This is a genomic window from Arenibaculum sp., assembly GCF_035998295.1.
Classification (GTDB): Bacteria; Pseudomonadota; Alphaproteobacteria; order Azospirillales; family Azospirillaceae; genus DASYHS01.
In genome coordinates, this window is sequence record NZ_DASYHS010000073.1 from 23635 (window position 1) to 30697 (window position 7063).

7 protein-coding genes are annotated in these 7063 nt (G+C 68.7%); 5 read left to right on the top strand and 2 right to left on the bottom strand.

Translation table 11 applies throughout. The features are described 5' to 3' along the window. Positions 1–39: 39 nt before the first annotated feature. The gene (locus tag VGO20_RS08510) at positions 40–1311 is read right to left on the bottom strand and encodes an MFS transporter (protein WP_327501891.1); all 1272 of its coding nucleotides are present in this window, start codon (positions 1309–1311) and stop codon (positions 40–42) included. A 372-nt stretch (positions 1312–1683) separates the two neighbouring features. On the opposite strand from VGO20_RS08510, the gene VGO20_RS08515 reads away from it, so the two are divergent. The 4 genes from VGO20_RS08515 (at position 1684) to VGO20_RS08530 (ending at position 5248) form a co-directional block, all read left to right on the top strand. Further along, positions 1684–2274, top strand: a complete 591-nt coding sequence (locus tag VGO20_RS08515) for a hypothetical protein (protein ID WP_414639787.1) — start codon at positions 1684–1686, stop codon at positions 2272–2274. Beyond that, positions 2207–3037 carry a response regulator transcription factor gene (locus VGO20_RS08520; RefSeq protein WP_327501892.1) on the top strand — a complete coding sequence of 277 codons (831 nt, stop codon included), beginning with the start codon at positions 2207–2209 and terminating at the stop codon, positions 3035–3037. The genes VGO20_RS08515 and VGO20_RS08520 overlap by 68 nt, the downstream gene beginning before the upstream one ends. A 4-nt stretch (positions 3038–3041) precedes the next feature. Then, positions 3042–4622 carry a sensor histidine kinase gene (locus VGO20_RS08525; protein ID WP_327501893.1) on the top strand — a complete coding sequence of 527 codons (1581 nt, stop codon included), beginning with the start codon at positions 3042–3044 and terminating at the stop codon, positions 4620–4622. Between the two features lie 143 nt (positions 4623–4765). Further along, a complete protein-coding gene (locus VGO20_RS08530) occupies positions 4766–5248 on the top strand; it encodes a hypothetical protein (protein ID WP_327501894.1) in 483 nt (160 codons plus the stop codon). A 102-nt stretch (positions 5249–5350) separates the two neighbouring features. Here VGO20_RS08530 and VGO20_RS08535 read toward each other — a convergent pair whose 3' ends face one another. Next, a complete protein-coding gene (locus VGO20_RS08535) occupies positions 5351–6244 on the bottom strand; it encodes a DMT family transporter (protein ID WP_327501895.1) in 894 nt (297 codons plus the stop codon). 307 nt (positions 6245–6551) lie between these two features. Here VGO20_RS08535 and VGO20_RS08540 point away from each other — a divergent pair. Beyond that, positions 6552–7063, top strand: a 512-nt coding sequence (locus tag VGO20_RS08540) for a thermonuclease family protein (RefSeq protein WP_327501896.1), incomplete at its 3' end; no start/stop codon positions are given.

Below are 7063 nucleotides of genomic sequence, written 5' to 3' on the forward strand. Positions count from 1 at the left end.
CCGTCGGCGAATCGGGAGACGGTTCCGGCGGTCGCGGCTTCAGGCCGGTCTGCGCGCTACCGTCGTGTGCCGGGGCGTCGGCCAGACGAGCCAGACCAGGCTTGCGACCTGGGCCGCGACGAGCATGCCGAGCGCGGCACGGTGTCCGACCGGGCTGTAGCCGCCGGGGATCGGATCGAACAGCTCTATCACGGAGCCGATGCCGGCCTGGAGCACGAAGGCCAGGATGAAGACCAGCATGTTCACCGCGGTATTTACCCGCCCGGCCAGCTCCGGCGGATAGGACTGGCTCAAGATCGCGTAGCTCAAGGAAGAAGCGCTGCCAAGATAGGCGAAGGAAACCCACAAGAGGAGGGGTTGGTCGACTCCCGCCACCAGGAGAATGCCCGACAACGCGCAGAACCCCATCGCCGTTCCCGCGACGACGATCGGACGAATGCCCAGCCTGGACAGGCGCTCGGCCAGCGCCCCCAGCGTCAGGAAGCCGACCACCATGGCGATCGCGGTATATTGCAGGTGCTCGGCGACGCCGTCGCGGTCGAGTCCGGAGACGTCGCGGAACCAGGGGCCGGCCCACAGGCCGAGATAGGCCAGAAAAACGCCCTGCTGCAGGACGAAGGCCGGCACGATCTTCCAGAAGGTGCCGCTCGCATAGATGCGGCCTGCAGCCCGCACCTGCTCTCCGAGCCCCTCCCGCCGGCCGCCGCCGTCGCGCTCCGGGACGACGAGCCAGATAAGTATCGCAGCCAGAAGAGTGACGGCGGCGAGGCCCAGGAACAGTCCGCGCCAGTCGGTGACCTCGAGCAGAGCCGCGACGGGCGTGGTCGCGAACACGGCGCCCGACCCGCCGGCGGCGAGAAAGCAGCCGTTGACGAGCGGCAGTTTCTCCTTGGGCCACCACATCACGTTGGCCTTGAAGGCCGCCATCAGGCACGCCGAGACGCCGAGCCCGATCAATGCCCGGCCGGTCGCGAGAGACACGATCCCGTCTCCCGTCGCGAAGACTGCCGCTCCCGCGGCCGCCACCAGCAGGAGCGCCGCTTCGACGCGCCGCGGTCCGAACCTGTCGAGCAGTATGCCGAGCGGCATCTGGAACGCCGCGAAGGTGACGAAATAGGCGCTCGTCAGCAATCCGAGCGCCGCGGCGCTGAAACCGAGTTCGGCCGTCAGCGGTTCGGCGATCACCGCGTTGACGGTCCTGAAGAGATAGGAAAGGAAATATCCCAGCGCGAACGGCAGGAACACCGTGAGCGTGATGCGGAGCGTGCTTGGCGCGTCCGCCCGCGAGCGATCTTCCAACCGCGGCTTCATCCGTTTCTCTTCCCGTCTCGACAGGCCCGCCCCGATCGGCAGCAGCCGGCGCAGGGCAGTCAAGCGCAGCGGCGCGGGGCGTTCAAGCATCCCGTTCCGGCGGAACCTGCATGGGCGCTATACCACGTCGCCGTGTCCCGTTCCTGCATCCGGGCGAAGGTCTTAAACGGCATGAGGGGCTTGCGATGGCTGCGCATTGGTGGTACGGGCTGGAGCCGTGGGTTATGGTTAAGCTTCTGTTCACCAGTTCGCCTTCAATTAGTCATAGGATCGATGCAGCGTGACGGGGCCGACCGTGAGGTGGCCCGGGCTCGACATGGGGCACGAATCAGACGGGACGGCCGACACCGGGCGCACCGTCGGGTCGCGCCCTTGCCCGTCGTGCAGGCATGTCAGGCACCCATCGTGCGGAGGTTTTCTTTGCGCAGTATTGCGACCAATCTCGTGCTGAGCGCACTTCTCCTGACCTCGTGCGCGCAGACGCTCGCACCGGCCACGGGAAACGCGCCGCAGGTGGCCGCCCCGGTGGCCCCCGCGCCTCTGCCCAGGCAGAAACCCAGGCACGATCAGACGGTCGCGTCGGCAGCCGAGATCTCCGCCGCCCGGGGCGCCGCGGCGGCCGGCGGTCCGTCCTCCGGAACGGGCGCGGCCGCCGCCCCGGGCGATCCTACGGGGCCCTTCACCGATCCACGCCGTCTCGTCGGCATGGACGAGCAGACGATCGTGGGCCTGCTCGGCGAGCCGACCTGGACCGAAGACGTTCCGCCAGCGAAATATTGGCAGTATGCGACGCAATCCTGTGTTCTGCGCGTGTTCTTCTTCATGGAGATGACGACGCAGGACTTCCGTGCCCTGTCCTACGAACTGACGAGCAGCGACGATGCCCCCAATGTCCATGAACAGTGCTTCGCACAGCTCCTTGCCCAGGCTTCAGACCGCACGGCCACAGGCCGTCGGAGCTAGCGCACCGGCCGTCAGGATCGCCCTGGTCGACGATGACGACCTGTTCCGCGAATCCCTGGGCATGAACCTCAGCGACGAGGGCTTCGAGGTCGTGCCCTTCAACCGCGGGCAGCCGGCGCTCGACTTCTTCCAATCCGGCGGGCAGGTGGACATCGTCCTGCTGGACTGGCGCATGCCGCGGATGGACGGCATCGACGTGCTGCGTCACCTGCGCGCCGAGGGGGTCGAGGTGCCGGTGATCTTCCTCACCGTACTGTCCGACCAGATATACGAGGAGGCGGCGCTCGCCGGCGGCGCCGTGGACTTCGTGGAGAAGTCGCGGTCGCTGCCGATCCTGCTGAAGCGCATGCAGATCATCCTGGAGGGCAGGAAAGGCGAGACGCCCGAACAGGACTCGCTCTCCGGCGGGACGGTGCTGCGGGGCGAGCTCGAACTTCGCCTGGACGGGAGCCGCGCCCTCTGGAAGGGGATACGGATCGACCTGACCCTGACCGAGTTCAACATCGTCAAGCTGCTCGTCGCCAAGGCGGGCCAGGACGTATCCTATCGCGAGATCTACGACCTCGTTCACGGCAAGGGCTTCGTGGCGGGCTACGGGCCGGCCGGGTACCGGGCCAATGTCCGCGCCTTCATCAAACGGATACGGCAGAAGTTCCGGGCGGTCGATGGAGAGTTCGAGCTGATCCACAACTATCCCGGCTTCGGTTACCGCTGGAGCGAGGAAGAACGCGGGCGGATGGACATCGAGGACGACGAGGGCTGACCCCATGCCGAGCGGGCGTGTCCGCGCCGGTGCCCGATGGGTGCTGCGTTCGCTCGCGAGCCGGCTGGTGCTGGTCTCGGTCGTCTTCATCGCCGTTCCACTGCTGATCTACCAGCAGCTCCGCGAAGCGGACGCCCAGAAACAGGCCCTCCTGCTCGAGAGCGCGATGCAGCAGGGCCTGCTGATCGCCCGCGGGCTCGAGCCGGCCCTGGCGCGGGCCGATACCATGGCGCTGCCCCGCCTGGGCGAGGAACTCGATCGCTTCTCGGACGGAACCACCCGGCTCAAGCTGCTGCTGAGGCCGTCCGGCGTACCGGGAGCCCAGGGCTTCTTCTATGTCGGCGCGGCGCCGAAGGAGTCCAACGTCAACCTGGACATCGAGCGCCGGCGGCTGATCGAGCAGGGTGTCCTGGGGCGCCTGGCGGAGAGCTGTACCGGCAACATGCCGCTTGCGATCCGGGTGCCGACCGCGACTGGCGGAACCGAACTGCTGACGTCGGTCACGCCGGTCAACACGCCCTTCGGTTGCTGGGCCCTCGTCACCTCCCACACCACGCCCTGGTATCTCGGCTCCTCGATCGGCCAGCCCTATTGGCACACGCCCGAAATCCAGGCCGCGGCTCTGATCTATCTCGCGATGGCGGCCCTGGTGCTGCTCCTGTTCCTCGGGGTGTGGAACAGCCTGCGCCGGTTCGGGAACCTCGCGCGCCGCATGGGATCGGGCGAAGGCAGGGGCGGCTCCTTCGCGGGGCAGAACACCGTGCCAGAGTTGAAGAGCGTGGCCGAGGACTTCGACCGCCTCGTCGACATGATGCGCAGCTCGGCCGATAACCTCCGCCGCGCGGCCGAGGACAATGCGCATGCGCTCAAGACCCCCATCGCGGTGATCCGCCAGTCGCTGGAACCATTGAAGCGGACCGTACCCTCCACCGACCCGCGCGGCCGCCGGGCGCTCGACATGATCGAGCGCTCGGCCGAGCGCCTCGACGGGCTCGTCTCCTTCGCCCGGCGCATGGACGAGGCCGCGGCCGACCTGCTGGAGCCGCCGCGCCGGAAGGTCGACCTCTCCGAGTTGGTCGAGCGGATGCTCAACGGCTACACGACCCTGCTCGTCGAGCGCCACCTCAACCTGCGAATGACCGTCGGCCCGGGCGTCGTCGTTCGCGCCAGCGAGGAACTGCTCGAAACGGTCGTCGAGAACGTCGTCGAGAACGCGATCAGCTTTTCCCCGGGCAACGGTGCGGTGACGGTGCGGCTGGCACGAGCCGGCGGTCGTGCCGTGCTCACGGTGGAGGACGAGGGGCCGGGCGTCGACGCCGCCAACCTGGAACGGATTTTCGAACGCTACTTCTCCCAGCGCGATACGCCGGAGATGCCTTCGCTTCCCGCCGCGATGCGCAGCGCCCCGGGCGTGGTTGCCGTCGCGCCCGCGCTTGCGCAACCTGCCCCGGCGGTACAGGAGCCGCATTTTGGCATCGGCCTCTGGATCGTACGACGCAACATCGAGGCCGTCGGCGGGAACGTCACCGCACGCAACCGTGACGTCGGAGGGCTGGCGATCCGCATAGAGCTGCCATTGGCCTGAAGTCGCCCCGCCCGGCTTACGCGCGGCTTACCCCTCCTGTCACAGCTTTGTTCCACGACCGGTCGAGGTCGGCACCCCTATCGTGAGTGGTAGAGGAAGGCCGGTCCGTCATCGGAGGGGTACTTCCCGAACGGGAGAGAAAAATGACCGTTTTTCCGAGGGGAACCGAGCTTCGCCTGCCGCTGCGTCCGCGCATCTACCGCGACGGTCCGGCCGCGTCCCCGTCCTCGGGGATGCAGGAACTCGCCCGCGCACTGCATCTGCTGCGCGCGACGGGTGTTCACATTTCGCTCTTCAGGTTCGTGTTTTCGGGCGACGGAGACGGCTACGGCCATCTGGCCGTAGCCTGCGCCTTCGGCCGCAAGGGCATCGTCGGTCGCCTGCCGGACGGTGGCGTCGTGCTGATGCTGGTCAATCCCGGACGCGAAGATGATGCAACCGAGGCGTGTGTCTCGGCCGGTCTCGAGGAGGCCTGCCTCGACGTCGGGTTTGCCGGCATGGTCGAGACCTCCGCGATCCACGCGTCGGCCGCCGACGTATCCGACCTGGACGAACTTCTGCTCCATCTCGCCTTGAGAGTTCCCAACCGCCTTCCGATCGAGCATCGGCGCGTCGCGGCTGCCTGAGGTCCCGGACCCGGTCCTGCCAGTTCCCGACCAGGTCCTCCCTCGCCCCGTCCCACGGTCGCCCGCGGGACGGGGTCTTTCCGCCGCCGCGCGTCGCCACCCTCAGCGCGGCTGACGGTTGACGAGGGCAACGCCAGCCGCAGCGAGGCCCATGCCCGCCAGCGCCGACAATCCCAGCCGCTCGTCGAACAGGGCCCAGGCCGTGAGTGCGGTTACGGGAGGCACCAGGTAGAACAGGCTTGCCACCCGGGCCGCGGCGCCGCGCCGGATCAGCGCGAACAGCAGGAAGATCGCCCCGACCGAGAGAACCAGCGACAGCCAGGCCAGCGCGAAGACGAACTCGCTCGTCCACCGGACTTCCATCGTCTCCAGTGCCAGGGCAAGCGGCAGCAGGAGGGCCGAGGTCGCCGCGTACTGGATGGCGGTGCCCGTGCGCAGGTCCATGCCCGAGCAGAACCGCTTCTGGTACAGCGTGCCGGCGGTGATCCCCAGAAGCGCCACCACCGATAGCGCCAGTCCCGCACCGTAGCCCGGGTCGAGCGCCAGCTTCTCCCACACCACGAGGAGAACGCCCGCGAGGCCGAGCGCAAAGCCCGCCCATTGGCGGCCGCTCACCCGCTCGCCCAGCAGCGGACCGACGAGTGCCGCCGTGAGCAACGGCTGCAGCCCCACGACCAGCGCCGACACCCCGGCAGGCAAGCCGAGGGAGATCGCCTTGAACACGCAGCCGAGATAGACCCCATGGACCAGGACGCCGGCTACCGAGACGTGCAGCGCGTCGATGGGTCTTTTCGGCCAGGGCGCGCGCAGCGCCACGCCGACCAGACCCAGCACGGCCGCCACGATCGAAAGTCGGATCAGCAGGAACGTGAGCGGCTCCACGTAGGGCAGGCCGAACTTGGCGCCGATGAACCCCGTGCTCCACAGGACCACGAAAAGCCCCGGCATCAACCGCACCCAGTCGACGCCTCCCGTCTCCGCCTTCGTCCAGGCCATCGGTGTTCCGTCCCCGACCGGGTGCTGCAGGATGTAGCCCCGGTTGGCTCGCCATAACCCGCGGAAGGGCGTCTTGGCAAGGCGCGCTGCCGCCGGGCAGGGCTCCGAAGCCGCCTCTTGACTGCCGATTGTTCTTTCTACCGGAACGAGGAGGACACTCCGTGGCTCCTCCCCGCTGCCGGCATCCCGCAGGTCCGGCTGCGCGACCAGCCGCGACGGCCATGGTCGGAGCGGCACCTGCCGTCGAGTTGCCCGTTCCGGTCTCTGGTTAACCCCCGATTAAGCGGGCTTGCGGGATGCTCGGCCCATGGTGTCCGCGCAGTTCCGCTCCCTGGGGTCCGCACTTGCCTGCGCCGCCCTCCTGGCTTCGGCCGGCATTGCCGGTTCGGCGGCCGCCACCTCGGTCCGGGGCATCGCCTCCGCGGTGGAAGGCGACCTCGTCCTGGTCGAGGGGCGGCAGATCCGGCTGCATGGCATCGATGCCCCCGATCCCGGGCAGACCTGCCGGACCAGGCTGGGCTACGTCTACGATTGCGGCGCGGAGGCTCGGGCCATGCTGGACCGGCTGCTCGCCGGCCGCGAGGTCGATTGCGACATCCGTCACGAAACGGGCGACGGCCGGACCGCCGCGACCTGCCGCATCGGAGGGATCAGCGTTGCCGGCGCCATGGTCCTGCGCGGCTGGGCGTTCGCGGCGGTGCGGCTCGCACCGGACTACGTGCGCTTCCAGGCGCTGGCGCAGTCGCGCCGAGCGGGCATGTGGGCGGGGCGCGTCGAGGCCCCCTGGCTGTGGCGCTCGCGCCAGCTGCGCGAGCGCCG

Bases quoted from the DNA above. Each gene is read 5' to 3' on its own strand.
- VGO20_RS08520 (WP_327501892.1), top strand. From the start codon at position 2,207: ATGAACAGTGCTTCGCACAGCTCCTTGCCCAGGCTTCAGACCGCACGG.
- VGO20_RS08535 (WP_327501895.1), bottom strand. From the start codon at position 6,244: ATGGCCTGGACGAAGGCGGAGACGGGAGGCGTCGACTGGGTGCGGTTG.
- VGO20_RS08530 (WP_327501894.1), top strand. From the start codon at position 4,766: ATGACCGTTTTTCCGAGGGGAACCGAGCTTCGCCTGCCGCTGCGTCCG.
- VGO20_RS08525 (WP_327501893.1), top strand. From the start codon at position 3,042: ATGCCGAGCGGGCGTGTCCGCGCCGGTGCCCGATGGGTGCTGCGTTCG.
- VGO20_RS08510 (WP_327501891.1), bottom strand. From the start codon at position 1,311: ATGAAGCCGCGGTTGGAAGATCGCTCGCGGGCGGACGCGCCAAGCACG.